This is a genomic window from Pseudonocardia halophobica, from assembly GCF_050948485.1.
GTDB classification, from domain to species: Bacteria; Actinomycetota; Actinomycetes; order Mycobacteriales; family Pseudonocardiaceae; genus Pseudonocardia; species Pseudonocardia halophobica.
On record NZ_CP192046.1, the window covers coordinates 456714 to 482647 of the forward strand.

Here is a 25934-nt window from a genome sequence, read left to right on the forward strand (position 1 = left end):
GCTACGCGGAGTGGAGAGAGTGATGGTCGAGCAGACGAGCCCTGGCGACACGACGGCCGCGGACGGGCACCGGAGTGGACGGCTCAGCGGCGGGGTGATCGCGACCCTCGTGGGCGCAGGGCTACTCCTTGTTTTCATGATCCAGAACACGGCGCCGGTCTCCCTGCGCTTCCTCTTCTGGAGCTGGTCCTGGCCGTTGTGGTTGTTCACCCTGGTCACCGCGCTGCTGGGAGCTCTGGTGTGGTTCGGCCTGGGCGTACTGCGCCGCCATCGGCGCAGAGTGGCGCGCCGTGCAGACCGCTGAGGCACGGCCGCTCGGACGTGAACTGCCTCAGCCAGCGTCGCGCCAAGCCACGGGCGATCTCCTCCGATCCCGCCCAGCGGCGGTAGGTCGGACCTTGCGGCCACCCCTCCGGCGAGTCCTGCCACACCTCCTGCCGGCCGTACGGCAGCAGGTCGACCAGGCCGAACAGGTAGCTCAGCTGCTCGGTGCCGCGACCGTTGGTGTGCCAGGTCCGGTAGACCGTGTCGCCGTCGCGCAGGAACACGTTGACCGCGAACCCGCCGCCGGGCGGGGCCCCGACGTCGGAGCTGAACGAGCTGTTCGCCGTCGAGTACCACTCCATGGTGTTGCCGACCCGGCGCCGGTAGGCGAGTGCCTCGTCGATCGGGCCCTGGGTGACGACCACGAAGCGGGCGTCGAACTTCGCCAGGCCCTCGAGGCGGGTGAACTGCGAGGTGAAGCCGGTGCAGCCGCCGCACTGCCACTCCTCGCCGTCGTGCCAGCGCTTGCCCAGGCCGTCTGCTGGCACCTCGGCTGTCGCAGTCGCACGCACCCACCGCGATGCCGTTGCCGTTCGCCAACAAGATGTCCGGCCGACGCCGCAGCCCGAGCCGGGCCCCGAACTCCTCCGCCACCCCGTCGAGCTCGGGGTCCTGCTCCGGCGATTAACTGGACGGCGGTGCCCGGGTCGAAGCCCGCTGCGTCTCGCGGACCACAATCAGGGCGGGAACGAGCAGCAGCAGGCTTGAACAGAGTCCCCCGCATTGCGTCCGCCCACGTCGTGTCCTGAACCGACAGCGGGACGAACCGCAGCACCAGCGCGGCCCGGATGATCACGACGACGACAGTCACGTTGAGGATCGCCATGCACGCACCCGGCTATAGAGCGTGGCGAGTCCTTCATTCATACGGGCTGAGGACAAGTGGGAAGGGCTCAATTATGCGAACTCGCGTTCTCATGCTCCCCTCGGGCCGGCTCGCCGTCGCAGGGGTGGGCGTGTGGTGGGGGGCGGTTCAGGCGCTCCAGGAGCTGCTTGCTCTCGGCGATACGGTCCTGGCTGGTGCGCATGGCCTGGTTGACGTGCTCGGCCAAAGTTTGGGTGAGCTCGTGGGCGGCTTCGAGCTGGCGGTGGAGGGCACGGAGGTCGATCCGGAAGTCGACTTGCTCGCGATCGACTGCGGCTTGTTCGCGATCGGCGGAGGAGTCGTCGCGGTCGTGGGCGGAGTCGCGTCGATCGCCGGCCGCGGCAACCCGATCGAGCGCCGAGTCGCGGCGGTCGCCGGCGGCGTGCGCGCCCTGGGTGCGGTTGTCCTCCAGCAGGGTGATCGTGTCGTCGAGGAGGTCTTTGGTGGCGCGTGCCTGGTCGGCTGTGAGGACCAGCGCCGGCGGGGCCTGAGGGTGTTGTGGGTCGGGGTCCGTGTTGTAGAGGGGTGTGCTGGTTCGGTCCTGGGCGACGTGATGTTGTGCGAGGTGGCCGCGCAACGCCCGTAGGCGGGTGAGTAGCTGGTCGCGGTGCCGGTCGGCTTCGGTGCCGCGGGCGTGAGCCTGGCGGTCACGGATGTCGCCAGCAGTGTCACGGGCGTGGGATCGCTGGTCGCGCTGCTCGGCGAGGTCGTCGCGGTCGTCCGCTGCCTGGCCGCGACGCTCCGCAGCCGGGCGCGGATCGCGAGGACCCGGTACGTCATTCATGGCGTTCTCCTCGGCCTGCAACAGCGTGCGGGAGGTGATGGCCCGACGGTAGCCAACGATGGCCGGCAATGCAGGGGCCACAAGGGCGCTGCTCGACGAGGGGTGCGTCCTGTCGGGCGCGGGTCTGCGGATGTGCGGAAGCCAGGTCAGCTGGCGTGGGGTGGAGGGAGTCGGAGGAGGGCCCAGACGGTCTTGCCGTTGAGGTGGGGGGTGGTCCCCCAGCTGTGGCTGAACTCGTTGAGGAGGGTGAGCCCGTGCAGGCTGAGCGCCGGGGCGCCGCTGTCGAGGGGGCGCGGCGGCTGGGGGGAGCGGTCGCTGACCCCGATGGTCAGCCCGGCGGGGTCCAAGGTCAGATAGAGGCGGTGGGGGCCGGGTGCGTGCTCGACCGCGTTGCTGACCAGCTCGCTGGGGACCAGCTGGACGACGAGCTGAACCCAGCTCTGGTCTTGGTCGGCGGTGATCGCCCAGTCGGTGCAGGCGGCCGCGGCCAGGGCTCGCGCGACGCGGGGGGGCGTCGTCGGTGTTGGTCAGCTCGGCGTCCGACAGAACCCGGCGGGGGCGGTGGTCGAGCAGGGCCTCGGCCTGGTCACGGTCGGCACCGATGTGGATCTCGGCCGGGCAGCTGGCCCGCAGCAGCGCGGTCAGCGAGTCATCGGCGGCGAACAAGACCAGCCGTGCCGAGGGCCATCCGCCGACCGGGCCAAGGCGGTGGTGAATGCCCGAATCGCCGGCGGCCACCGCACCCGAAGGCCGGTGAGATCGACGAGGAGGTGACCGTGGTCGAGTAGCAGCTTCTGCACTGTGGTGACAAGCTCGGCGAGGCTGGTGCGGTGCAGGGCACCGGTGAGGACCAGGGTGCTGACGGGATCTCGGGGAATGACTTGGTAGGTCAGGTCGTCGGACACGCCTGCTCCTTCCGCGCCGGCCGCTGCACCAGGTAAGCACCAGTGGGGTGCGTGAAGTCGCACCGGGCTGGGAGCAGGACCGCTGATACCCAGCATCGGCCGGTTCCCGCCTGCCGTGCAACTGCGGGTGCGCGAGCTGCTCGCCGGCAGCTCGGTGTCGCCGTGATCAGCACTTGTTCGGACTCGCCCACGGGGGTGATGCCGTGCTTCCTTGCGTCCCCTTGCCACGCTCGACGTATGTATGTGCAGCTCGCACCGTCGCTCGGACTCGACCCGGTCCGGCTGGACATCGCGGACCTCGCCGCCCCGGAGAAGTGGATTCCGGCGGCGGATGTCGCGCGATTGCTGGAGGTCTCGGCCGACCTGTCCGCCCACTGGGCATCATCCGGGACCTGCTGGGCACGGAGTGGACGCCGTTGTCAGTGTGCTTCTCGCACCCAAAGCCAGCGGCGCTCGAAACCTACCGGAACACGTTCGGAGCGCGCGGACCCTGCATCGGCACCTGGCCGGGGAGCGGGAGAGCTTCTCCTCGGTCGTCAACGCTTCCCGCGTGGCGCTGGTCGAGCGCTATCTGCCGAACGACCGCCAACTCGCTGGCCGTCTCTGAGCACCAACGGACGACGCGCAGCGTCCCGCCACAGGGGCGAGCTGAGGAGCGCACGAGTTCCCCGAGGTTGGGGGACCTGCGACGAGCCGCGATATCGGGCCGCATGACGTGCAGGCCCGTGCATCCCGAGTGGGTCGAACGGGTCGCCGTCGACGGCCCGCCTTCCGTGGGTGCCTCGCGGATGCCAGCGAGGTGGTTCTTCGCCGGCCCCTCTGCGTTGGGGCGAAGCCGTGGCTCGCGACCCAGGACAAGCCGGGGCTTCCCCGGGTTGTGCCTGCGTTCACACTGCTGGCGTGCAGGCAACACGCCGTCCCGCGGTCTCAGCCAGGAAGAAGCCGAGGATCGGCCGCGTCCTCGACCACTGGGTTCTCAGGCATGTCGGCGGCGACCCATCGCTTGGCCGCCTCGAGTTCGGCGACTGGGAAGCCTCGCAGGTGACCGGGTACCAGCAGGGAGAGCAGGCGGAGTGCGGGGCGCAGCCAATCCTCGTCGCTGACGACCGCCACGCGCCCGTAGGCGGTGGGGTGGCGCACGGCGAACGCGATCTCCTCCTTTAGCTCGTCGCCCTCGTAGTCGCGGAGCCCGGGACCGAACAGGTAGAGGAGGCGCAGCGTCGCCCCTCGTGCGACCTCTCGGCGCAGGACGGGCGCCACGACGTCCTCGAAGTCGTCGTCGTCGACCTTCCCGGTCGCCTCGAACCCGATCGTTCCCACCGGCATGTGGGACATCTGCCTGAGCACGACGGCCTCCTCGGGGTTCCGCGGCCGCGCCCGGTCGGAGGCGCCCCCATGCCGCGTCCCGCCGCTCAAAGGTGATCCCAGACGTTCGGTGCGTCATCACCTCCGCGAGGTGAACGGCCTCGGGCCGGGCGGTCAATCGAGCGCCATCTCCCCGGACCCGGACGGACGTGGGTCAGGCAGCCGGATCATCCGGACGGACAGGGCGAGCCCCGCGAGGGCGGCGAGCAGGGGGACGATCAGCCCGACCTGCAGCGCGCGAGGACGGGCCTCGGTGTTGATGCGGAGGACCTCCTCGCGGACGACGGGCGGTTGCGTGGCGAGGAGCTCGGCGAGTCGGGCGTTGCTCATGACCTCCGCGTCGGTCTCGAGGACCTGGGCGATCCGCTGTTGGTCGGCCGGCGGGAGGACGGCGCTCGCCTCGGTCTCGGTGGTGAAGGACGTCGCGAGGGCGGCGAGCATCACGGCACCGGCGAAGGCCAGACCGAAGGAGAGCCCGAACGACCCGGCCGCCGAGTTCACGCCGGCGGCTTCGCTCACCCGCTCCTCGGAGATCGGGGAGAGCGTGTAGTTGTTGAGCTGGGACACGAGCAGACCGAGTCCGCTGCCCGCGATCAGCAGCGGTACCAGCAGCACCCAGCCCGATCCGGCGCGCGGGACGACCAGGATCAGGGCGATCAGGCCGGCGACCATCAGCGTGAAGCCGGCACACACGATGGTGGCGGGCCGCCGCCTGCCCGCTCGTCGTCCGGCGACCAGGGCGATGCCGAACATGCTCAGCGACAGCGGGGCCAGGGTCAGACCGGCCTCCATGGCGTCGTACTCGAGGACCATCTGCAGGAAGATCGGCAGCACGATCATGGTGCCGCCCAGGGTGATCTGTTGCAGCATCTGCTGGGACACGCCGACCCGGAACAGCGGTGACGCGAAGAGCGCGGGATCCGTGAGAGCCGGCTTGCCCTTCCTGGCCCGGCGGCGCAGCCACAGGGCGAGGCTCACGAGCCCCACCACGCCGACGGCGAGGACCGCGGCGACCGACTCGCCACCTTCCTGCCACACGAGGATGCCGAGCACGACGCCACCCATCCCGACGACCGAGAGCAGGGCCCCGACCAGGTCGACGCCGCGTGGCCCGGTGTAGGGCACGTCCTTGACCAGCCGCACGCCGGACAGCACGACGGCGATGACGGCGACCTCCACCAGGAACCCGACCCGCCAGGAAAGATAGGTCGTGATGAACCCGCCGAGCAGCGGCCCTACCGCGGCCGCGATGGCGGCGGCCGCGCCGACGAGCGCGTACACCTTCGTCCGGGCCGCGCCGTCGAAGTTGCCGTGGATGAGCGACTGCATGGCCGGGAGCAGGAGGGACGCACCCAGGCCGCCGATCACGGCCCAGAAGACGATGATCGCGGTGAGGCTCTGGGCGAGTGCCATGGCCAGTGCACCGACGGCGTAGCCGAGCAGCCCCAGCACGTAGGCACGCTTGCGCCCGATCAGTTCCCCCATCCGACCGCCGATGAGGATGAAGGCGGCCGACACGAGGGCCTCGAGGGCGATCGCCGACTGCACACCGCTCACGGTCGTGTCGAGGTCGCGGACGACGGCGGAGATCGACACGTTCATCAGCGACGTGTCGACGACCAGCACGAACATGGCCATCGCCAGGAGCACCGCGAGCAGGGACACGCCGCCTGCCTTCTCCTCCGGCACCCGGGCAGCATCCGTTCCGGCCATCGAGGCCTCCCCCGGCCGTCCGTCCGGGCGTCGACGTCCAGGTCGCGGTCCGACCTGGTCGGTCGCCCGCACGGAGAGCAGACCAGGGGCCGCCGTCCGCTCCGTCATCCCGCAGGGGTGAATGCCGTGGCGGATGGCTGCTGCGGCCGCGCTCCTCCTCGCAGGAGGACGCGGGCTCGTCCCCGCTCGGGGCACTGTTGACACCCTGCGCGACCGCCCCGCTCGACGCGGGGAGAGCGACAGGTCGGGCCGACCCTGGAGGTGCGGCGTGACGAGCGTTCCGGTCGCGAAGACGACGGTCCCGCAGCTTCCGGCCGACGCCGTCCATCGGCCGTTGCTGCGGCGCGAGCTCGACAAGATCTGCGACGTCGGGCTCGTGTGCGCACCTGCCGGCTACGGCAAGACCCTGCTGCTCGCCGAGTGGGCGGCTGCCGGAGCGCCCGCGACGGAGACCGCATGGGTGCAGCTCGACAGCGACGACGACGACCCGCGTCTCTTCTGGAGCGTTCTGCTCGAAGCGTTCGCCCGCTGCCCCACGGTTCCCGCGACCAGCCCTGTCCGGGCGGGCCCCGGTGGTCGAGGCTGGGACCTGTCCGCGTCTGGCCGGCCAGGGTTCGGGGCGGATGTCGCCGTCGCACTCGCCGAACTCGAGTCCCCGGTCCGCCTGGTGCTCGACGACCTGCAGGAGCTACGAGGGCCGCAGGTCCTGCACGACGTCACGCGACTCCTGCGGCACCGTCCTCGCTCGATCCCCGTGGCCTTGGGAGCCAGGTCCGACCCGCCGATCGGTCTGCAGCGTCTCCGGCTCGAGGGCCACCTCGTGGAGCTCCGTACCGATCAGCTGCGCTTTGACCGTGATCAGGCCGAGACGTTGCTGCACCGGGCCGATGTGCGGCTCCTGCCCGATCAGCTCGACGGTCTGTACCGCCAGACCGACGGGTGGCCTGCCGGGCTACGGTTCGCCGCCACCGCACTCCGAACGGCGCCCGACGTCAGCGGCTTCCTGTCGCGGTTCTCCGGGCTGTACCTCGCCGTCGCCGACTACCTCGTCGGCGAGGTGCTCACCGGCCTGCCTCCGGCGTCGGTCGACCTCCTGCAACGGGTCAGCATCTGTGACGAGATCCCGGTCGGGCTCGCGGTCGAGCTGACCGGCCGAGAGGACGCCGGCCATGTCCTCGGCGAGATCGACGCTCGGACCGCATTGGTGCGTCTGCATGGTCGGAGACTCGACACCTACCGGATGCAGCCGCTGGTTCGCAGCTACCTGGTTGCCGATCTGGAGGGGCGTGGCGCAAGGCGCACAGCCGCGCTGCACGCCGTCGCGGCCCGTTGGTGGCTCGAGCGGGATCATCCGATGACGGCTGTGAAGCATGCTTCACGTGCCGCCGACGCAGCCCTCCTCGTGGAGACGGTTGGTCGCGTCGCCTTCCCGATGCTGGTCGCCGGCCAGCACCGGCAGTTGCGCCGCACGCTGCAGGCGGCGAACCCAGCCGCCGTCGCGGCTGATCCGTTGTTGTCCGTGGTGGATGCGCTGGCCGCCCACCAGTCCGGCGACCGCCCGGCAGGTGTTGCAGCGGCCCGGCGGGCGCGCCGGTGTTGGCCACCGGATCCCCCCGCCGAACTGGCCGCCCTGGGTGCGACGGTGGATCAGCTCGGCAGCCTTCCGCAGGTCACGGTGCGAAGCGGACCGGCCGGTGCCTCGACGATCCCGCTTGACGTCGAGGCGGAGGCGCTTCTCAGGGCGGCCCATTGCGCAGCTCTGATCCGCGATCGCCGTCACGACGACGACCTCCGACCCGTCCGACGTGTGCTCGACGACGTGATCGTCCGTGCCCGTCGCGCGGGCTGGGACCACCTGTTGCTGCAAAGCCGATCGACAGCGGCCGCTGCGGCCGCGGCGGACGGTGACGTCGGCGCGATGCGTGAGCACGCGACGCACGCTCGCGCGCTCGCGACGGCCAGAGGATGGACCGCCGGGCCCGCTGCGCTCGACGCCCTCGTGCTGCTCGCGTACGCCGAGTTCCTCGCCGCCGACCCGGTACAGGCGGACGGGCTGGTCCTCGACGCGCTGCCGCGTGCGGAGGCCGCGGAGCCGCGTCTGCGGTTCTCCCTCCTCGCACTGCACGGTGCCGCTGTCGCGGACATCGGCGACCACGCCCGCGGACTCGACACCCTCCAGCACGCGCGGGTCGTCCTCGGCGATCACGACGCCGACGAGGCCATGGTCGCGCTCGCAGCCACGGCGGAGTTCGACGCCGCCGTCCGTCTCGGTCATCACACCGCGTCGCGTGCCGCGTCGAGCTGGCTTGCCGGACGATGCGGCGCGACCGGTGAGACCTTGCTCCTGCGGGCGCGGTCGGACCTGTCGTCCGGTCGCAGGGAGCAGGCCCGCCCGACGCTGCAGCGTCTGCTCGACGGTGCGGTGCCGGCCGCGATGCCCTCGACGGTGGTGGAGGCGCACCTGCTGCTCAGCGAGATCGCGATCCGGTCGGGAGACCGCTTCGCCGCGGGACGGGCCCTCCGGGACGCGGTCGGGCTCGCCGAGGCACACGACCTGGTGCGGCCCTTCGTGCACGCCGGTCCGGCCGTGCGGCAGCTGCTGGCCCGGCAGTACGGCAGCCAGGAGGCCGCGGACACGTTGCCCGGTCGGGCCCTCGTGCTCGCGGCCGAGGAGCCCGACGAACTCGACGCCGTGCTCAGCAACCGCGAGCACGACGTCCTGCAGCTGTTGACCTCCCTGGAGTCCCTCGAGCAGATCTCCGCCAACCTGCGGGTGTCGGTCAACACGGTGAAGACCCACGTGCGGTCGATCTACGGCAAGCTCGGCGTCGGCAACCGTCGCGACGCCGTCGTCGTCGGTTACGAGCATGGCCTGATCCGTCGCACGGCGTCGGCCGCGCAGCTCAGATCTGCCCCGGCCACGAGTCGGAGGTGAGCGACCGGCCAGGCCCGGTGCTGCGGGGCCCACCCCGTTCGCCCGGAACTGCGGCGCTTCGTGCGGTGATGGTCCTGTGCGGTCGTCGCGCCAGGACGGGTCCGAGTGCGGCCCGCGAGGTGCCGACGATCCTGCGTGGCAGCGCGCGAGGTGTCCCTTGTCGTTCCGTGCTCGGTCAGCGCCGCCGCGCCAGACGGCGGGCGGTCCGGTGGCCGGCGCGTCGTCCGCTGCGGCGGGCCAGCCGGCGGTCTCGACCCAACATCGATACCTCCCAAGAAACCTCTCCTCCCACCGCCTTCTGCACCGCAAGGAAGTCGATCACCCGGACCATGTCGTCGTCGCGGAGCCGATCAAGCTCCGCACGGATCCGACCCTGGAAGTTCGGATGATCGAACCCGAGCACGAGCATCTGCACCGGACCGATCGTCATCGTTCGTCCTACCTGGTCGTGCTCGTCCAGCTGCGCTGACGGTCTGCCCGAGGGCGGTCGTGCACCTCGCCCCGACCGGGTGAAGGCGGTCCGGCTGCGTCCTTCGGAGTAGCCGGATTAGCCGGGCTCGGGGACTTTCGCCACTTCGCACCGGAAGGTCGGGCCGTCATCGTGACTCGGGCATCGACAATTGACACGCGAGACAGCGGAAGCGGAGCCGGCAGAACGTCGCGCCGGCCACGGCGGCAGCGGAGTCCGGCAGGCCGCACGACCGACAGGCGGGCACGAGGACGGATGACGCGGCATCGAGCGGTCAGGGTGAGGAGGGCGAGCAGGACCCGCCCCGAGCCGGGCCGCTCGATGGTGTCCGTTCCCGTCGCAGGAGGCCTCGTGTCGAGGCCCCGACTTCACGACGTCCTCGAGGCCGGCATCGCGGCCCCGGTCACCCTCGTGGCCGCTGCCGCCGGATGGGGCAAGACCGTTCTGCTCAGCTCGTGGGTGGACGCCGGCCCGGACGACCGGACCGTGGCGTGGCTGAATCTCGAGGCGGACCTCGACGAGCCGCAGCCCTTCTGGCGGGCCGTGGCAGGGGCACTGCGCGACGCGACCGGGCGCGAGACGATCGAACCCCTTCACCAGGTTGTTGGCGGTGGTGTGCCGACCGAGTACCTGCCGAGCACCGTCGTCGACGCCGTCCGCGACGTCCCGACCCCGATCGTCCTCGTCCTGGACAATCTGCACGAGATCACCTCGTCCGAGGTGCACGACGGGATCTTGCGCCTTGTCGAGCGGCCGGTCGCAGGCCTGTCGATCGTAGTTACCACCCGCAGGGACCCGCCCTGGCCGCTGCAACGGCTGCGACTGGCCGGCCTTGTTCGCGACGTACGGGCCGCCGACCTCGCGTTCCGTTACGGCGAAGCCGAAGAGCTGTTCTCGCGTCTCGGAGTGGAGCTCACCCGCGCTCAGATCGAACAGCTACTGGAACGGACTGAGGGATGGGCGGCGGGACTCAGGCTGGCGGCGCTGCACCTGCAGAACCGCACGGACGTCGAGCCCGCTGTCGCCGCCTTCTCCGGTGACGATCACACTGTCGCGGGATACCTGCTGACCGAGGTGCTCGACCACCAGACTCCGGAGCTCCTGACATTCCTGACAGCGGTCAGCGTCGTCGATCTCGTGTGTGCGGACCTCGCTCGCGTGCTCACTGGTCGTTCCGACGCCGGCCAGGTGCTCGCCGACCTCGCCGGGGCACACCTCTTCGTCCGGGAGGTGGATCGGCCGGGCCGCTGGTTCCGGCTGCACCGTCTCATCCAGGACATCCTCCGCGCCCGTACCCTGTCCTCCCGCGAGCGTCGCGACCTGCATCGACGGGCAGCGGAATGGTTCCGTGCGAACGGCCAACCACTCGAGGCGATCCACTTCGCTGTCACTGGAGGATTGTGGCGGCTGGCGGCCGACCTCACGGGCGTCCACGCGGTGGCGCTGGTGATGACCGGCAACGGTGCAGTGCTCGAGCGAGTACTCGCCCAGGTCCCGAGGACGGTCGCGGGAGTGCACCCCGAGCTGGCCGCAGGACTGGCGGGAGCGCGGGTCGCGCAGGGACGCGGGCTCGATGTACCCCATCTCCTGGAGGCTGCACGTGGGGTGGCGGCCGACGGGCTACCGAGCCGCCGTAGGCAACGGGCCGAGGTGCTCCGGCAGATGAGCGCCGGCGGGTTCGGGAGATTGACGGGCGACTGGGCCTCGGTTCAGCACGCCTACCGACGGGTCCCGCTCGAGCCCGACACGCTTGCGGCACTCGGGATGGCCGGCGGGGAGATCGTGCCCGTCGTCGCCCACAACAACCTGGGGACCGCAGCACTGTGGACCGGCGACCTCGCCGCCGCGGAACGTCATCTCACCGCCGCTGTCGACGCCGCCCTGCCGGGTGTCGTCCTTGCGCAGCTCAACGCAGGGTCCTACCGCGCATTGCTCCGCGCCGAGCGTGGCGAGCTCGATGTCGCGGAGGCCGAGGGTCGCAAGGTTCTCGCCACGGCTGCCGCGGCGGGGTTGGAGGACACCGCGCAGGTCGCGGCCGCTCATCTGGCCTTGGTCGAGGTGGCCCTCGGCCGGGGGGAGCTGGTTGCCGCCGACGAGCGGCTGGCGCGCCTGCCGGAACTGAGGAACTTCGGTGCGGAGCCGCACGTGCGGCTCGCGACCGCCCTGTTGGCGGCCGAGCGCCGGGCGACCGCCGGAGATCACGAGAGTGCCCTCGCGACGCTGCGGGCACAGCTCGACGCGGAGGGCGATCGCGCTCCGCCCGTCCTGCTCGAACGTGCTCGGATCCTCGAGGCCTCGCTCATCGCGGGGACCGGCGAGCCGGAGCGCACGCTCGCCCTCCTCGAGGACCTGGGTCCACCGACGACATCGGCGGGTCTGCTCAGCGCGGCGCGGCTCAGGCTGCGACTCGGTGATCTTGCGGGCGCCGGGGAGCTTCGGCGTCGCCTCGACGACCTCTCGACGACCCGGCCCTGCGTGCAGATCCTGATCCTCGACGCCATGCTGGCGACGGCGGCCGGGGACGATACCGGCGCCCGGGACCTGCTCGAGAACGCCCTCGTCGCCGCCCTACCCTGGGGGCTGCGGGGCCCCTTCCTCGCCGAGGGCGCGGAACTACGACTCCTCCTGCAGGCCTGTCTCGAGCGCGGCACCGCCGCACCGGGGTTCGCCCTCGACCTCCTCGGACGCATCACGGCCGGGCCGGAGGAGACCGGTGAGGTCCGTTCACTTGCCGACGCGCCGACCGAGCGGGAGCGGACGGTTCTGCGCTACCTCTCCAGCAGTCTCAGCAACGTCGAGATCGCCGCCGAGCTCTACGTCTCGGTCAGCACCGTCAAGACCCACCAGAGAGCCCTCTACCGGAAGCTCGGCGCGTCGGGTAGGCGCGACGCGGTCCGCAGAGCACGACTGCTGGGGCTTCTCTGACCCGTGGCCACGGTCCGCCCTCATCCCAAGCGAATGGTGTGCCGCTGTCCCTTGAGTGGCATCGTCGACACGCATCGTCGGCACCCGTCGTCCCGAGGAGGTCAGATGAGCTCGGAGTACTCGGTGCGGGTACGAGGCCGCCTCAGCCCCGCGCTAGTGGCGGCACTCGATCCCCTGCGCCCGGCCCGCACCACGGAGACCGAGCTGCGCGCCCGGGTCGACAGCCAGGCAGAGCTGCAGCAGCTGCTAGCCCGGCTGCAGGACCTCGGAATCGAACTCGTCGGGCTCCAGCGCCTCCCGACCCCCCCGCAGCAGGTACCGCAGCGCTGACCCTGGACGTCCTCGCCGCGGCCCCGGTCGGAGCGGACCACGATCACCCATCCCGGATGACCTCGGTCGATTCTCGTCGACCGACACTCGTCGGGGATGGTGCGAAGGGTGACCGTTCGCGGGTCGAGGAGGCGGCGGATGGCACAACCCAACGGCGAGCTCGGCCCTCGACTCCTCCGACCTGTGGTGCTGCGGGGAACCGGGCGGAGGACCCCCACCGCCCGGCGACCCGGCCCGCGTGCTGGTTGCGGGATTGCGGGCCGAGGCCGAGGCCGCGGTCGACCGGGGCGTAATTACGCGAGGAGAGGCCCAGGAGTTGATCGCCCGCCTGGCGATCGTGGTGGACCAAGCGGTCCACGGGCGCTGAGCGAGCGCGGTAACGGAGGACCCGAGCGGCGAATCGTCCGCCGCTCCCGAAGGCTGGAGGCTCATGGTGGACACCGTCGACAGGTCCGTGCAGCGGGGGACCCGAGGGCGTGCCGCATTCCGCGCGGCCGCGGCGGGCGTGCTCGGCATAGTGACGCTCGTAGGCTGCTCCTCGCAGTCGGCGGCACCGCCGTCGACACCGCCCGCACCGCCGACCACGACGTCGGCGCCCGCCTCCGCGGCGTACTCGCCTGAGCTGTGCACCGCTGCCACGGAGTTCCAGACGGCGGCCAACGCGATCCTCCAGCTCGACGCGACGAAGGTCGGCACCGAGGGCGTGAAGGCCGCGCTGCAGAACCTCGCGGCCGCGGGCAAGAAACTGGCGAACGCGGCCGGCTCCCAGTTCGGCCCACAGGTCGACGCGCTCGAGCAGGCGCTCGGGTCACTGCAGACCACCATCGCGTCGATCCAGGACCAGGCGACCTTGTCGGCGAAGCTGGGCGCGCTCACCGGTTCCGTCGCGCAGGTCGAGGCCGCCGCCAAGCCGATCGTCGACAGCATCCGGACGGGCTGCCCGGGGGTGCCCCCGGTCGCGACCCCGCCCCCGTCGTGACAGGGACGGCAGGCCGCGCTGCTCGCGGCCTACCGTCCAGTCGGTCCCGCCGCTCCCATATCAGTTCGTCGAGGGCACGACGTGGTCGTAGACCGAGGCTTGCGCGGCGAAGGCACGTGCGCCCCGTTGCCTTCACCACGCAGACGTCGGGCCACCGCGCCGCAGCCCTCGCCGGGCCGCGAAGTCCTCCGCGACCCCGGCAGGTCACAGGTCGGGGTAATGCGTCGGTGGCGGCGACACCGTCCCTCAGTGCGCCGCCTCGCCGACCTGACCGAGGGCCTTGCCCTTGAGCGCCTCGTACTCGGCCGGGGTGATCGCACCCTGGTCGAGCAGGCGCTTGGCCTCGGCGATCTGCGTGGTCGGGGCGCCCCCGGTCCCGTTCGCAGTGGCGATCCTGCGTACGTCGCGTTCGTAGGCGTCGCGCGCTGCGCTGACGTCGGCCGCCCTGCGCTCACCCATCTTCCGGCCCTGCGCGATCAGGTACACGAGCGAGCCGAGGATCGGCAGGACAATGATCAGCACCGTCCAGCCGGCCTTGCCCCAGCCACCGATGTCGTCGCGTCGGAAGATGTCGCCAAAGATCACGAACATCATCCAGAACCAGACGACGAACCCGAAGAACAGTAGCATCGTCCAGAACAGGTCCAGCAACGGATAGTTGGTCTGTGCGAGCAGCATGTCCAACCCCCTTCTCTCAAGTGTGCCGGCCTGCCCGTCGGGGGCCTGCCGTGTCCGGGGCCGGAGCCGTTCCGGCCGGCGGGTCCCTCGCGTCAGGCGGGTTCGCCGCGGTACGAGGCGAGGGCCCAGATCACGATCAGGTTGAGCGCGATGAGCACGAGCCCCCAGATCGGGAAGTACGGGAGGAACGCGAACTGGGCCACGAGGTTCAGCGCGGCCACCGTGATGCCGACCGCCCGAGCCCAGGTCGCGCCCCACAGCACACCGGCCCCGGCAGCGCCCAGCAGTACGGCCAGGATCAGGTGCGTCCAGCCCCAGGCGGTGAGGTCGAGCGCGTAGGTGTACTGCGGCGTCCGCACGAAGACCTCATCGTGCACGACGGCCGCGATGCCCGTCAGGACGCCGCAGGCCCCGCCCAGCATCATCAGGACCGCGGCCAACAGGGCGAAGGTCGTGGCGAACTCGGTGCCTGCTCCCGCACCGGTGGTCGTCTTCGCGACGGGATCCTTCCGCCGCGGTGTGGCGTGCGTGCTCATCACGGCTCCCTACCCAGGTTTTGGTGTCGGTCGTGACGATCGGCCGCCGTGATACGCGCTGTGCCATCCGGAACGGGTGATTCCGGCACCGCGGAGGCCTCCAGGGTGGACGACGTCGATGTCACGGACTCCCGAGGTCGCGGCTGGTGAGGAACTCCACGACCCCCAGCAGGACGACCAGTACGACGACGACCAGCAGCACGTCCCAGCCCGACGGGCGGTCGATCAGCACGAGCACCAGAGCGGCGAGGACCACCAGCCCGATCCGGAGGGCGACGTGGTAGTCGTTGATCCACGGTCCGATCGGGCCCTCCGCGAGCCGGCGGCCGACCGCGCCGCACCGCGCCGACCCGATGCCCCGCGCCAGAACGCCGCGGAGCCGAACCGCTGCGGGCCCGGGGCCTGTGACCCACGCCGCCAGGGTGACCACCAGACCGACCACGAACAACGTGCGCAACGCGGCCCGGACGAACCGCACCACGATGTCGAAGGCCGACGACGCGGCCGCGGCCGACGAATCGGCGACCCCGCCGACCACGAGCCCGCGCGCAACGAACAGGGCCCCGGAGAGCACGAACATCGTCGCCATCACGCCGAGGCCCACGACCATGGCCGCCCGCCGCCGACGTCGGGCCAGCAGGACGCCACCGATCAGCCGCAGAGTCACCCAGGGGAGCCAGGTCGCGGTCACGTCGAGCAGGTGGTAGAGCGTCTGGGCCCGGACCAGGGTGCTGGCCGGGAAGAGCTCGATTGTGGGATGGATGGCCGGGATGCGCGCCGTGAGCTCGAACCCCGAGGCGACGAGCTGTTGCTTCGCGGCCTCGATGAACGGATGCAGATCGAGGACCGCCTCGCCGCCCTGGATGCCGACCGCCGACGACTGCCCGGCGAGCACGGCCGCGATCTGCTGGTGGGACACGGTGAGCGCCTGTTGGGTCGCGGTCACGAAGGCCGGGCTGGCCACCACCTCCTGGACCTTCCCCCCGACGAAGCTGCGGGTGCAGTCGGCGAGCGGGCCGGTGAGCCCGTGCAGGCGCTCGACGACCGGGGTGGGTACACCTTGGGCCGCCCGCGTCGACAGCCTGATTCGCAAGTGGCTGTACATCGACCTGGGCGAAGATCTCGCCGGTCACCCGGTCGGCCACCACGGTCTGCACCGCCGGGTCCTGCAGGACGGGGCCCACCGTCGCGACGAATCGATCGGTGTCCGAGAGTTGGTTGTGCGTCCACACCGCCAGCACCGATACCGGGACCAGCACCAGCCCGAGGACCAGCAGGACCGCCGATCCGACCGAGGCCCACCGGATCGGGCGGCGCGGGCGCCCAGCCGATGGGGGTGGCGGGGGGCACGGCGCGGAGCGCCGCGAGTTCGGAACGCAGCCGTTCCAGCTCCGCCCGTTCTTCGGAGGACAGCGGCGCCGGGGCCGGTGCGGCGCCGGCGGTCGGCGTTTTCATTCCGGTGGGGCCGGTCTGATCGGGTCGGTCGACGACAGACATCGCGGCCACTCCTCGGCTGCGGCAAGCGGACCAGCGCACCGTGTGCCGCGTGGTGACCGGGGGAATCACCTCCTTCAGGCGACCGCGGGTCCGTCGCGCGCTCCGTGGAGCTTTCGGACGACTCAGACCCTCAGCCCACACTCGGGTCCGGCAGGACCGAGACCAGCGCGAGACCGAGGGCGTCGAGCTGGGCGATGATGCCGTGCAGATGCGAGTCGTCGAGAACGTCGACGTCGATCACGGTTTGGGGCGGGAGCACGGTGATCCTCATGCCCCCGAGGGCCGCTCGGGCCTCGTCGGACAAGACCCCGTCGACACGGAACTCGTAGTGCATCGGCCTTCGGCTCCCTCGTCGGCTCTCGTTCACCGCTCGCCAGGCTCCCCTCGGGCAAACGCGAAACCCTCATCCCCGGGGAATGAACGTGTGCCTCGGTACGGGGGGCCGGAACGTCGAGGTCGCCATCCTCAGGCCACGGAAATGCCCGTACTGTGCGGAGTGTCTTGCTCGAGCGTCCTCGCCGCGGGACGAGGCGCTCTTCTCAGTTGTGGCTACCAGCGCGAAGTGCTCGGGTGTCGACGCGACAGTGAGGTGACTGCCCGCCCAAGCGCGGGGCATCAGCGGCCTGTCTGGCCGCCGGACAGACAGGCCACCCTGCCTCGGCATGTAACTGACGTGCCGAGTACACGAGACCGTGGTGGAGGCGCATTGTGGCGCGATACTGAAGCACATGGCGTGGTTGCCCGTGCATCCCGAGTGGTCGGCTCGCCCCTGCCGCGAACTCGATGATCTGCATTGGATTGCCTACGCCGTGGACCGGGAGAAGCAGTCGGCCTTCGCGGCGGGGGTGGCGGCCTGCTTGGGTTGGGTTCGTGGCGGGCGGCTTGCTCCTGTGACGGAGCGGGATGAGTCGCCGGTGACGCGGAAGTTGGCGACGGCGGAGATGTGGGCGTGTGCGGCGGCGGCGACTCCCGGGGTCCCGCCGCCGCCGTTGGAGGAGATCTGCGCCGAGCTCGGTGTGCGGTACTGGCCGGTCTTGCCTGCGGGGGTGGGCTGGGCTGAGGGCGGCGAGGTGTGTTTGCGCTGGCTGTTGGGGCGGCAGGGCCGGCCGCCGTTGCCGATTCCGGAGCGACTTGCTGATGGGTCGCTGCCGTCGCCGGAGGAGCTGATGGAGCGGGAGATCGCAGTCCGGCCGTGGGCGTTCGAGGAGCCCGAGCGGCGGCTGGAGCTGCGCCGTCGGGCCGAGCGCGAGGTTCGGCGCTGCCGGCAACTCGTGGACCTCATCACCCGGACGAAGGCCTCGCTCGCCTCTGGTCAGCGCTCATAACCGGCTGCCTGGTCCGGGGCCATCTCGTGGGCCCGGTCCTGCTCGGCCCAGAGTGCGAGCTGTTGGGCGCGGGCCTGTTCGGCGGACTCCTCTGTTCCGTGGGCGAGGTCGAGCTGGTCTCGTGCGTGGATCTCGGCGAGGGCGTTCTGCGCGCGCCGGATCGCCTCGACTGCGCTGTCGCCGGTCGTGCTGTCGAAGGCCTGCTCGGTCCGAGCGCCGACGGCGGGCTGCCGTTCGTCCGGCGCGAGATCGAGTTGGGTGATCTCGCGGTGGTGGTCCTCGACCAGCTGCTCGGCGCGGTGGGCGTCGAGCCATTCCTGGGCGGTGACCTGGTCGGCGGGGCTGTCGAGGTCGACGCCGCGGGCGGCGAGTTCATTGCGGGCGCGGTCCGCGTTGACGCGGGTGATGGCGGTGTGGGCGTACCAGCTGGCGCGAGCCTCGTCGATGATCTCCAGCTCGCCCGCCCGCGCGGCGGCACGCTCGGCCTCGACGCGCGCTTCGGCGGCCGCGACCAGGAGCAGCTCGCGCTCGGGGCCGCCGAGTGTTTCTGCCCGTGCGCTCCACAGTTCGGCGTCGGTGTGGTGGCGTTGCGCCTGTTCGTGGGCGGCGGCGAGGTCGTCGGCGACCCATTCGGGTGCCCAGGTCTTCTCGCGTTCGTAGGCGGCGACGCGGACGCGGAGTTGGCCGTTGGTCATTTGTTGTTCGTCGGCGCCGCGGTCGGGTAGGTCGAGGGCGGTGTGGGCGGCGTGCCAGGCGGCGTGGTGTTCGGCGACGCCGGCCGGGGGCGGCGGGCCGAGGGGGTCCTGGTCGTCGGTGTGGTCGGCGAGTTCGCGGTAGGCGGCGGCCCAGCCGGCGCGGTGTTCCCACTCGGCGCGGGCCACGGGGTCGTCGGGGACGGGGCCGAGCGCTTCGACGGCCCATTGCGGGGCGTGCTCGGCGGTCTGGGCGCCGAGTTCGCGGCGGCGGTCGTCGGCGGCATCGGCAAGCGTGTGAAGGCGTTCGTGGCGGTGCTCGGCGATGTCGGTGGGGATGAGCTCGGCGTAGCTGTTGATCTGGGGTGCGGGGGTGCCGTCGAGGGTTTTGGTGATGCGGGCGTGCAGGACCTGGGCGGGGTGGTCGGCGCCGTCGAGGCTGCCCGCGGTGACCGCGGTGGCCAGGAGCGCGTCGGGGTGGTGGCCGGCGAGTTCGCAGCTGCGCAGGAGCCGGTCGAGGCCGGGCAGGGCGGGGTCGGCGGCCAGGTCGAGGCGCTGGCCCCGGGTGAGGTGCCCGTCGTCGGTGAGCCGGTCGAGCAGGGTGTTCGTTCTGCCGGCGGTGGTGTCGGCGATCTCGGCGGCGAGCCGGTCGACGTGGCGCGCCATGGAGGTCGACTCGTGTTTGGCGTGCTCGTGTTCGGCGAGGGCGGTGCGGTCGGTGTGGTCGCGTTCGAGGATGTCGGCGAGCACGGCACGCCCGGTGCGGGGTTCGACGGTGGTGGTCTGCCCGGCAGGGGAGTCCTCGGGGGTGGGGCGGGTGATGACGTGGGCGGTGTTGTGGTGGCGGCCGCGGGTCAGGGCGACGTAGAGCGCAGCGGTGTCGGCGCCGGGTGCGATGACGGCGTGGGCGGTGTCGACGGTGCGGCCTTGGGCGGCGTGCACGGTGGCGGCGTAGGCCAGCGTCAGGTGTTCGGCCACGTAGCTGCGCGGCAGGGACAGGGTGATGCCGGTGGGGTCGGTGACCTGGAGGTCGCCGTCGTCGCGGGTGGCGGTGACGCGGTAGGTCTGGCGGTTGATCGGGGCGCGGGTGTTGCCGTCGTGCCCGAGGAGGTGCCAGGCGTTGCGGCGGGCCTGCACGAGGTCCCCGACGCCGGCCATGGTGCCTTGGGCGGTGAGTTCGACGCCGTGCTCGGCGACCCAGCCGAGGGCGACGAGTTCGGCGCGTAGCTCGGCGGACAGGCGGGCGGCGGCGTCGTTGGAGCCGACGAGGAGTAGGGATTCGCGGCCGGCGAGGGTGTCGGCGAGCCAGGCTCGGCGGGCTGCGGTCTCGGTCTGCTCGGTGGCGCCGCCGTCGCGGATCCGCCCGTGGCGCTGGTAGACCTCCAGCGCGGTCGGGTTGCCGTCGCGGAGCTGTAGGGAGGCGGTAGCTTCCCAGGGATGGGTGAAGCGGCGGACCTCGGCGAGCTCGTAGCGCAGGCCGCGTGCACCGAGGTCGGCGAGAACACCACCGGGCCCGACGGCGGCGAGCTGGCGGGGATCCCCGACGAGCAGCAGCTTGCCCCCGGCGTCGGCGACGTGCTGGTGAATGCGGGCGAGATCGCCGGTGGTGGCCATCCCCGCCTCGTCGACGACCACCAGGTCTCCGCGCTGCAGGAGGGGGTCGAGGGTGAGCCAGCGGGCGACGTTCGTGGCGGGGAGGCCCTCTTCGGCGAGGACCTGGGCGGCGATCTGTGAGGGCGCCAGTCCGATGACGTGGTGGCCGGTGGCGGTCCAGGCGTCGGCGATGGCGGCGACGGTGAAGCTCTTCCCGGTGCCGGCCGCGGCGGAGAGCACTTCGACCCGGGCCCCGGAGGACAGCACCCCGACGACGGCAGCGGCCTGGTCGGCGCCGAGCTCGCGGCCGGACTCGGCGAACCGGGACACCACTGCTCGTGCCTCGTCGACGGCGAGGGCGGGGGCGTCGCGGACGACGGCGGCCTTGCGGAGTTCGCGTTCGGCGGCTATCTGACCGTGGGTGGTGTAGCGGGCAGCGCCGGGCTTGGCGTAGACGGACCGGCCATCGGCCCGCACCAGCTCGGCCGGCAGCCCGGCGGTCTCCTCCTCGACGTTGAGTCGGACTGCGCGGTCGATGGCGATGTCGGTGAGCCCGTCGAGTAACTCGCCCACGCGCGCGGGGTCGAGGTGCAGGTGTCCGGGCAGGGCGTCGGAGATCGCTCGGGTCAGGTCCGACCGCGACCAGGACTGGCGCCGCTCGGCCACCGAGGCCAGGGCCCGCTCCACCACGTCGTCGACCGACCAGGGTTCGGCCGGCCCGGCCTGCTGGGCAAGGTCCAGGACGTCGTGGGCCACCTGGGTCAGCCCGCCGGCGACCAGGCTGCGGGTTTCGGCTTCCCACCGGTCAAGGCGTTGGGCCACGGTCTCGCCCTTGTGCGACTTCCCGGCGCGGGTGATCAGGGTGGCCTGTTGGGCGAGGCGGGTGCGTTCGAGGTTGGATGGCTCCCGGCCGAACCGTTCGCTGAACGCGCGCATCAGCTCGCTCGTTTTTGCGGTGACAGCGCGACGCCGGGTGGAAAACAGCTCCAGCACCTCCTGCCTCACTCCCACGATCTCCCGGGCCCTCCCGTCAGGGCGGGTGGCGAACCGGACCCCAAGGGAGCGGGTGAGGTGGGCCTCCATCGCCCGTTCGCCGAGGGCGCCCGCGGCGCCGCGGTGATCGTGGATCGCTCGCCCGTCGATCGCCCGCCAGCTCCCGTCCGCGCACGGCGCCCGGTTCAGGACGGCCTGGTGCACGTGCAGCTGGGGGTCGCGGTCGCGGGAGTCGTGCTGCAGGAACTGGGCGATGACCCACTGGTGGGCGTCGGCCCACCTCCCGGCACCGCCGCCGTGATGCCCGACCCGGGCGTAGCCGGCGACGTCGGCGAGGTAGTCGATGCTGGCCCGCGCCCCGGCCAGCACCGCGTCCTCGACCGCCCGCCGGTGCGCCCCCCAGGCCTGCGCCGCCTGGTGGTCGCCGGCCGTGCGGGCGTTGTTCTCGGCGCGCTCGAACGCCACCCCCAACACCGTCACCGACTTCGGGGCGGAGAAGGTGACGTCGTAGAAGGCGACCGCCTGCCGCGCCGACCGCTCGGCCCGAGCCTTCAGCTGGGCCTGCTCCTCCGGCCCGGCCTCAGGATGCGCGGCGAGCAGGTCGGCGTAGATCTGCTCCGCGCTCCGGTACCGGCGGTGCCCGGCTGCGAGTGGGGTGGCGTCGCCCCAGGTTGCTCTGGCGTGTGTTGTGGCGTCTCGGGGATCAAGGAGATGGCTGTAGACGGCCTCCATCAACTCCGCGTCCACCTGCCCCTGTAGGCCGAGGAGTTCGGCGCCGGCGCCGTACCAGAGCCCGGGTGGTTCGCCGGTGGCTTCGGCGCCGGTGTAGTAGCCCTCCCGGCCGCCGGCGACGGCCTTGGTGAGGTAGCCGGGGTCGTGTCCGGTGGCGATGCTCAGCACAGCGGCTCTCCTCTGCCGCGGCCGTAGGCCGCGGACACCTCGGGATCGTGATGCATCGGTGTGCGTCGGTTTGTGATCTTGAGTAGTTGATGTTGAAAGGACGGTTGTGAAGGCGACTGGAGGGTCATGGCTGGTGGCTCCGGAGATGGAGTTGTTGTTCGTGGCGGGCTTGGGCGAGGAGGTTGTCGGTGACGGTCGGGGGTGAGCCGGTGCTGGCCCAGGAGGCGCCGATCGCGCGCAGCTGCTGGGCCATCGGGGCGGTGCCCTGGCGGTGCGGCAGGTACTGGCCGGGGGCGTGGCGGGACAGCTCGCAGGAGCCCACCGTGGTCTTGATCCGGCGCACCACGCCGGGGCGGAGGCGGTCGTGCCAGTCCCCGACCTTCTGCCACGAGGGCCCCGAACGCGCCGCTGAGCCGGCACCGGGCGGGGTGAGGCCGTAGGCGTCGTTGTAGGCGCCGCGCAGCCAGTGCAGCTCCTCGACGATGTCGGCGTGCCAGGCCCAGCAGGACGGCAGGAGCGCGTCGGAGTAGCGCAGGTACACCGCGGCGAGCCAAGCGGCCAGGTCCTCCAGATCGGTCACCGCCGTGTCGACATCCGGGGTGCCCAGCCAGGGCCGGACCGGACTCGCCGGCGCCTGCGGCTGGCCGCCGGCGGGGGCGGCGGCGAGCTCGGCGAGGGTGCCCGCCAGCTCGCGCACCAGGGCGTCGAGTTCGCCGAGGCGGCGGGTGGTGCGCTCCAGTTCCCGGGAGAGGGCCACCACCCGCCGCTCGGCATCAGCCGACACCGCGCACCTCCCACACCCGCCGGGCTGGCTCCCGGCCCTCGCTCACTGAGGGCTGCAGCTCACCGCTGTTGGCGGCGAAGTGGGATGTCGCGGGAGGCGCTATGGGAGTGCTGTCGGGAGGCGGGAGATCCGGGTGGGAGATCTCCCGCCCGGCGGGAGAATTCGCCGGCTCGGCCTCCCGGCCCTCCCACTCCTCGTGGGTCTGGGTGCGGGTGTGGGTGCGGACGTCGCGGCGCTTCCAGGCCATACGCACCCGGCCGAGAACCGGTGGCATCCCGCGGCGTATGAGCAGCACCCGCCCGAACGGGAGGTTCGCCAGCTGCGCGGGCGCGATGACCGGGACCCGCCGGACGGTGCGGGACAGCACGACGCCACCGTCGTCGGTGGTGACAACGGGCTCGTCGCGTTCGCCGGCGAGCGCCGACCAGTAGTCGAGGTCGTCGCGGTCGCGGGTTCCGCCGAAGACCATGACCGAGGCGGTGTTGTTCAGGATGATCGCCGCCCCGGTCTCGCCCCACCGCGCGACGAGCTGGGCCCGCGACTGGAACGCAGCCACGATCGCTACTCCGCGTCCGCCCATGTCCGCGGTCCATGACTCCAGCGGCACCGGGGAGATCAGGGCCGCCTCGTCGAGGGCCAGCATCAGGGGCGGATCCAGCCGTCCCGACGGCTTGGTCGCAGCCAAGCGTCGGGCCTCGCGGGCGATGTGTCCGGTCAACGCGCAGACAAGTGGCGCCACCTGGCTCTCATCGGCGCCGAGCAGGTAGATCGTGCCCTGCGAGCGCAGCAGCTCCTCGACGTCCAGGGCGGGTAGCCCTCCTCGACGAGACGCAGCCGTCGTGGCCGCGAGCGAGCTCAGCCAGCCCAGCGCGGGCATGACAGTGGACGTGATCGACGACCGCGTGCGTTCGTTCGTGGTCAGGAACTGGTTGGCGTCCTCGACGTAGGCCCGGTTCGGTGATAGCCGCAGCAGCGAGGTGACCTCGTGCTTGTGCTCGTCCGGGTCGGCCACCCACGCCAATACCGCGTGCATCTCGCGTCCGCCCAACGCGGCGGCGTGCAGGAATGCGGTCAACACCCGTCGGGCCTGGGCCTCCCAGTACTCACGGTCTCCGCCGCGGGCGACCGAGCCTGCTGCCAGCAGATCGCTCGCCCTCTCGGCGGCGATGATCGGGTCCTGACAACCGGAGACCGGGTCGAAGAAGACGGTGGACGTGATGCCGCCGAGCCCGACGGCGTTGAAGACGTGCACGGGCCCGCGTTGGCGCCGCAGCCCGCTGGTCATCTCGAGAAGGTCGCTCCGGGTCGAGGTCACGACGACGGCGCCGGGCGTATCGAGGACCCGGCCCGCGAGCCAGCCAGTCTTGCCGGTGCGGGGGCCGCCGAACACGCACACGACGTCTTCGAGCAGCGACCAGACCCGCAGCGGCCCGACGCGGCAGAGAGGGATTGCGATTTCGGTGGTGGCTGTGCGAGCCCGCTCGAGGTGTGTGCGGATGCGAAGTGACGGTCGTACGGCGGTTGCGCGTCGCCGCACCGCGAGAGCGCTGCCTGTGCGGACGACATCGAGCGTTGAGGCCACGCCGGCCTTGCGACGGGCTCGCTGACCCCACCGGGTCACCACTGACGCGGAACGAGACCGGCGCGCGGCGATCAGACCCAGGATGCTCAGGCAGAGCAATGCACTCAAGGCCAGCACGAGGAAGACGGCGTGGCTGGGTGCGGTCAGAACGGCGTGCCACGCGAGGAACCCACAGACTGCGAGGAGCAGCGTGGCTAGTGCGCGACGGCGCCGGCGCCATGCCAACGCGCCGAGCACGGCGATCGAGGCGGCGAGGATGAGGAGCTGTAGCGAGTTCATGACGTCCTCCGCCCCTGTTCGGCCGTGTCGCGGTGGGCGCGGATGAGTTGCTTGGCGACGTGTTCGGTGACGCCAAGCTCGCGCTCGAGTCGGACACGACCGGCCCCGGCCGCGATGAGCTCGGCTGCTCGCCGATCGGTGTCCGGATCGCGCCCTGATGCTCCATGGCCGCTGGACATCTCGGCCGGGTCGTCAAGTGCAGGAGCGTCCGACCACCAGCTGCTCGGGTCGACGACCTGCAGCGGTTGCGTCGCGTCCGACTCCGAAATGAAGTCGGAGTTGGGTGTGGCCTCGTCGTCTGGGAGGACGGCGGCTGCCTCGGGCTGCCGGGTGACCAGGATCAGTAGCTCGAAGGACAGGGCGAGCGCCAGCGGCGGCCAGCCGGACACGATCCACGAGAGCGGTGTGGGTGCCGCCGCGGCGACGTTTGCGCCGAGCGACGCAGCCAACCCGAGCACGAGCCCGGTCCACGGCAAAACACCCGCACGAAGGCCCGCTCGGCGGCGGACGAGCATCACCATTGAGGCCGCCACCAGCAGCCCGTCGACCGAGAGGGGAATGAGATGAGCGCGCCAGCCCTCACCGGCCTCGGTCGCAAGCTCGTGCATGTGGACGTATGAGGCGACCGCCGCGACCGCGGCGACCACGGACACCGACGCGATTGTCACCACTCGCACCCAGCGGGGAGAACGTCCGCTCATCGCGCACCACCAGCATCGCCAGGCGTAGCGCTTCGATGGGCGGGGGAGCGCAGGTGTCCTGCGTGCGCCTCCACGCGGCTGGGCGTGACGAGGGACTGCGTAGGGACGCAGAGCTGGCAGACGGTGAAGCACGCGATGCTGTCGTTCAAGGGGAAGGTCTCGACCGCCAGGCCGCTCGACCGTCCGCAGAGTTCGCAGCGCGACGCACGCGGGCAGAAGGTGGTGTCGTGTGGGTCGGCGCCAAGGACGTGAAGGTGTGTAGCGAGTTGGAGGTCGCGGTCGAAGCCGGACGCGCCGTCGGACAAGATGTTCACGGGTCAGCCTCCTGGGGCTGATCAAGGGCCCGGCCAGCGTCAGCATCGCTGCGCCCGGGCCCGCCTGATTGGGTGGACATCAGGCCCCGTGGCGGCCCCCGTGGGAGGGCCGAGTGTGTGCGTCGTTTGTGCGTGGACGGACCGGGTGACCCCGTCATCGACCGATACGGCCGGAACCCCGACGATAGGTCTGACCTGCTGAAACGGCTGAAGCCGCCGCTGATCGTCAGCGGCTGACACCCGCGATAGCTAGCTTTTAATCCGCGGGTTCAGGGTTCGATCCCCTGGGGGCCCACCCATCTGAGCTGCGAATATGTGGGATCGGGGACACGGTGCGATCCAGTAATGACTGCGAGTTCGAGCGGCTGCTGTAGGTCTTCGCAGCTCGTCTGATGTTGTGTCTTAGCTAAGCTAGTTGAGTGGGCCGTGGCTGCATATCGATGGCCTTGATCGGTCCTACGCGGGC

At 71.4% G+C, this 25934-nt stretch carries 20 protein-coding genes; 6 read left to right on the forward strand and 14 right to left on the reverse strand.

Going from position 1 to position 25934, the window contains the following annotated elements; all coding sequences use genetic code 11:
- Positions 1-22: 22 nt before the first annotated feature.
- Positions 23-304 (forward strand): LapA family protein, encoded by a 282-nt coding sequence (locus tag ACQP04_RS02315; RefSeq protein WP_433505428.1) that lies wholly within the window; start codon positions 23-25, stop codon positions 302-304.
- Here the strand turns inward: ACQP04_RS02315 and ACQP04_RS02320 are convergent.
- From ACQP04_RS02320 to ACQP04_RS02340, 5 genes are all read right to left on the reverse strand, one after another.
- On the reverse strand, positions 216-812 hold the full coding sequence (locus ACQP04_RS02320; protein ID WP_433505429.1) for a DUF899 family protein: 597 nt from the start codon (positions 810-812) through the stop codon (positions 216-218). The two genes, ACQP04_RS02315 and ACQP04_RS02320, sit on opposite strands and share 89 nt — an antisense overlap.
- Before the next feature lie 405 nt (positions 813-1217).
- Positions 1218-2054 (reverse strand): hypothetical protein, encoded by an 837-nt coding sequence (locus tag ACQP04_RS02325; RefSeq protein WP_433505430.1) that lies wholly within the window; start codon positions 2052-2054, stop codon positions 1218-1220.
- A 560-nt stretch (positions 2055-2614) separates the two neighbouring features.
- Positions 2615-2878 carry a hypothetical protein gene (locus tag ACQP04_RS02330; protein ID WP_433505431.1) on the reverse strand — a complete coding sequence of 88 codons (264 nt, stop codon included), beginning with the start codon at positions 2876-2878 and terminating at the stop codon, positions 2615-2617.
- Positions 2879-3805: 927 nt separating this feature from the next.
- Positions 3806-4225: an STAS/SEC14 domain-containing protein gene (locus tag ACQP04_RS02335; protein ID WP_433505432.1), complete on the reverse strand. Its 420-nt coding sequence runs from the start codon at positions 4223-4225 to the stop codon at positions 3806-3808.
- A 132-nt stretch (positions 4226-4357) separates the two neighbouring features.
- A complete protein-coding gene (locus tag ACQP04_RS02340; protein WP_433505433.1) occupies positions 4358-5956 on the reverse strand; it encodes an MFS transporter in 1599 nt (532 codons plus the stop codon).
- Positions 5957-6416: 460 nt separating this feature from the next.
- Between ACQP04_RS02340 and ACQP04_RS02345 the strand changes: the two genes are divergently transcribed.
- Entirely contained in the window at positions 6417-8891 is a 2475-nt protein-coding gene (locus tag ACQP04_RS02345) for a LuxR C-terminal-related transcriptional regulator (RefSeq protein WP_433505434.1), read from the forward strand.
- A gap of 175 nt (positions 8892-9066) precedes the next feature.
- On the opposite strand, the gene ACQP04_RS02350 is transcribed toward ACQP04_RS02345, so the two are convergent.
- On the reverse strand, positions 9067-9321 hold the full coding sequence (locus ACQP04_RS02350) for a hypothetical protein (protein WP_433505435.1): 255 nt from the start codon (positions 9319-9321) through the stop codon (positions 9067-9069).
- Positions 9322-9711: 390 nt separating this feature from the next.
- On the opposite strand from ACQP04_RS02350, the gene ACQP04_RS02355 reads away from it, so the two are divergent.
- From ACQP04_RS02355 to ACQP04_RS02365, 3 genes are all read left to right on the forward strand, one after another.
- Complete coding sequence (locus ACQP04_RS02355; RefSeq protein WP_433505436.1) at positions 9712-12285, forward strand: LuxR C-terminal-related transcriptional regulator; 2574 nt, start codon at positions 9712-9714, stop codon at positions 12283-12285.
- A 105-nt stretch (positions 12286-12390) separates the two neighbouring features.
- Entirely contained in the window at positions 12391-12615 is a 225-nt protein-coding gene (locus tag ACQP04_RS02360; RefSeq protein ID WP_433505437.1) for a hypothetical protein, read from the forward strand.
- Positions 12616-13132: 517 nt separating this feature from the next.
- Positions 13133-13594 (forward strand): hypothetical protein, encoded by a 462-nt coding sequence (locus ACQP04_RS02365; RefSeq protein WP_433505438.1) that lies wholly within the window; start codon positions 13133-13135, stop codon positions 13592-13594.
- A gap of 246 nt (positions 13595-13840) precedes the next feature.
- Here the strand turns inward: ACQP04_RS02365 and ACQP04_RS02370 are convergent, their stop codons facing one another.
- The 4 genes from ACQP04_RS02370 to ACQP04_RS02385 all read right to left on the reverse strand — a co-directional run bounded on the left by ACQP04_RS02370 (position 13841) and on the right by ACQP04_RS02385 (position 16576).
- On the reverse strand, positions 13841-14272 hold the full coding sequence (locus tag ACQP04_RS02370; RefSeq protein ID WP_433505439.1) for an SHOCT domain-containing protein: 432 nt from the start codon (positions 14270-14272) through the stop codon (positions 13841-13843).
- Positions 14273-14364: 92 nt separating this feature from the next.
- On the reverse strand, positions 14365-14808 hold the full coding sequence (locus tag ACQP04_RS02375; RefSeq protein WP_433505440.1) for a DUF7144 family membrane protein: 444 nt from the start codon (positions 14806-14808) through the stop codon (positions 14365-14367).
- A gap of 121 nt (positions 14809-14929) precedes the next feature.
- Positions 14930-15901 carry a hypothetical protein gene (locus ACQP04_RS02380; RefSeq protein WP_433505441.1) on the reverse strand — a complete coding sequence of 324 codons (972 nt, stop codon included), beginning with the start codon at positions 15899-15901 and terminating at the stop codon, positions 14930-14932.
- A 534-nt stretch (positions 15902-16435) separates the two neighbouring features.
- Positions 16436-16576, reverse strand: coding sequence for a hypothetical protein (locus tag ACQP04_RS02385; protein ID WP_433505442.1), 141 nt, complete (start codon positions 16574-16576; stop codon positions 16436-16438).
- 457 nt (positions 16577-17033) lie between these two features.
- Here ACQP04_RS02385 and ACQP04_RS02390 point away from each other — a divergent pair, with 457 nt between their 5' ends.
- Positions 17034-17630: a hypothetical protein gene (locus ACQP04_RS02390; protein WP_433505443.1), complete on the forward strand. Its 597-nt coding sequence runs from the start codon at positions 17034-17036 to the stop codon at positions 17628-17630.
- Here ACQP04_RS02390 and mobF read toward each other — a convergent pair.
- The 4 genes from mobF to ACQP04_RS02410 form a co-directional block, all read right to left on the reverse strand.
- On the reverse strand, positions 17618-21808 hold the full coding sequence (mobF, locus tag ACQP04_RS02395; RefSeq protein WP_433505444.1) for a MobF family relaxase: 4191 nt from the start codon (positions 21806-21808) through the stop codon (positions 17618-17620). The genes ACQP04_RS02390 and mobF overlap by 13 nt on opposite strands.
- 124 nt (positions 21809-21932) lie before the next feature.
- Positions 21933-22592 (reverse strand): hypothetical protein, encoded by a 660-nt coding sequence (locus ACQP04_RS02400; RefSeq protein ID WP_433505445.1) that lies wholly within the window; start codon positions 22590-22592, stop codon positions 21933-21935.
- Positions 22582-24453, reverse strand: a complete 1872-nt coding sequence (locus ACQP04_RS02405) for a type IV secretory system conjugative DNA transfer family protein (protein ID WP_433505446.1) — start codon at positions 24451-24453, stop codon at positions 22582-22584. The genes ACQP04_RS02400 and ACQP04_RS02405 overlap by 11 nt, the downstream gene beginning before the upstream one ends.
- Positions 24450-25514: a DUF2637 domain-containing protein gene (locus tag ACQP04_RS02410; protein WP_433505447.1), complete on the reverse strand. Its 1065-nt coding sequence runs from the start codon at positions 25512-25514 to the stop codon at positions 24450-24452. Before ACQP04_RS02410 ends, ACQP04_RS02405 begins: the two co-directional genes overlap by 4 nt.
- Positions 25515-25934: the final 420 nt, after the last annotated feature.

Excerpts from the sequence above, each read along its gene's own strand:
- ACQP04_RS02315 (WP_433505428.1), top strand. The coding sequence starts at position 23 with ATGGTCGAGCAGACGAGCCCTGGCGACACGACGGCCGCGGACGGGCAC.
- ACQP04_RS02340 (WP_433505433.1), bottom strand. The coding sequence starts at position 5,956 with ATGGCCGGAACGGATGCTGCCCGGGTGCCGGAGGAGAAGGCAGGCGGC.
- ACQP04_RS02350 (WP_433505435.1), bottom strand. The coding sequence starts at position 9,321 with ATGACGATCGGTCCGGTGCAGATGCTCGTGCTCGGGTTCGATCATCCG.
- ACQP04_RS02360 (WP_433505437.1), top strand. The coding sequence starts at position 12,391 with ATGAGCTCGGAGTACTCGGTGCGGGTACGAGGCCGCCTCAGCCCCGCG.
- ACQP04_RS02370 (WP_433505439.1), bottom strand. The coding sequence starts at position 14,272 with ATGCTGCTCGCACAGACCAACTATCCGTTGCTGGACCTGTTCTGGACG.
- ACQP04_RS02375 (WP_433505440.1), bottom strand. The coding sequence starts at position 14,808 with ATGAGCACGCACGCCACACCGCGGCGGAAGGATCCCGTCGCGAAGACG.
- ACQP04_RS02385 (WP_433505442.1), bottom strand. The coding sequence starts at position 16,576 with ATGAGGATCACCGTGCTCCCGCCCCAAACCGTGATCGACGTCGACGTT.
- ACQP04_RS02390 (WP_433505443.1), top strand. The coding sequence starts at position 17,034 with ATGGCGTGGTTGCCCGTGCATCCCGAGTGGTCGGCTCGCCCCTGCCGC.
- ACQP04_RS02405 (WP_433505446.1), bottom strand. The coding sequence starts at position 24,453 with ATGAACTCGCTACAGCTCCTCATCCTCGCCGCCTCGATCGCCGTGCTC.
- ACQP04_RS02410 (WP_433505447.1), bottom strand. The coding sequence starts at position 25,514 with ATGCTGACGCTGGCCGGGCCCTTGATCAGCCCCAGGAGGCTGACCCGT.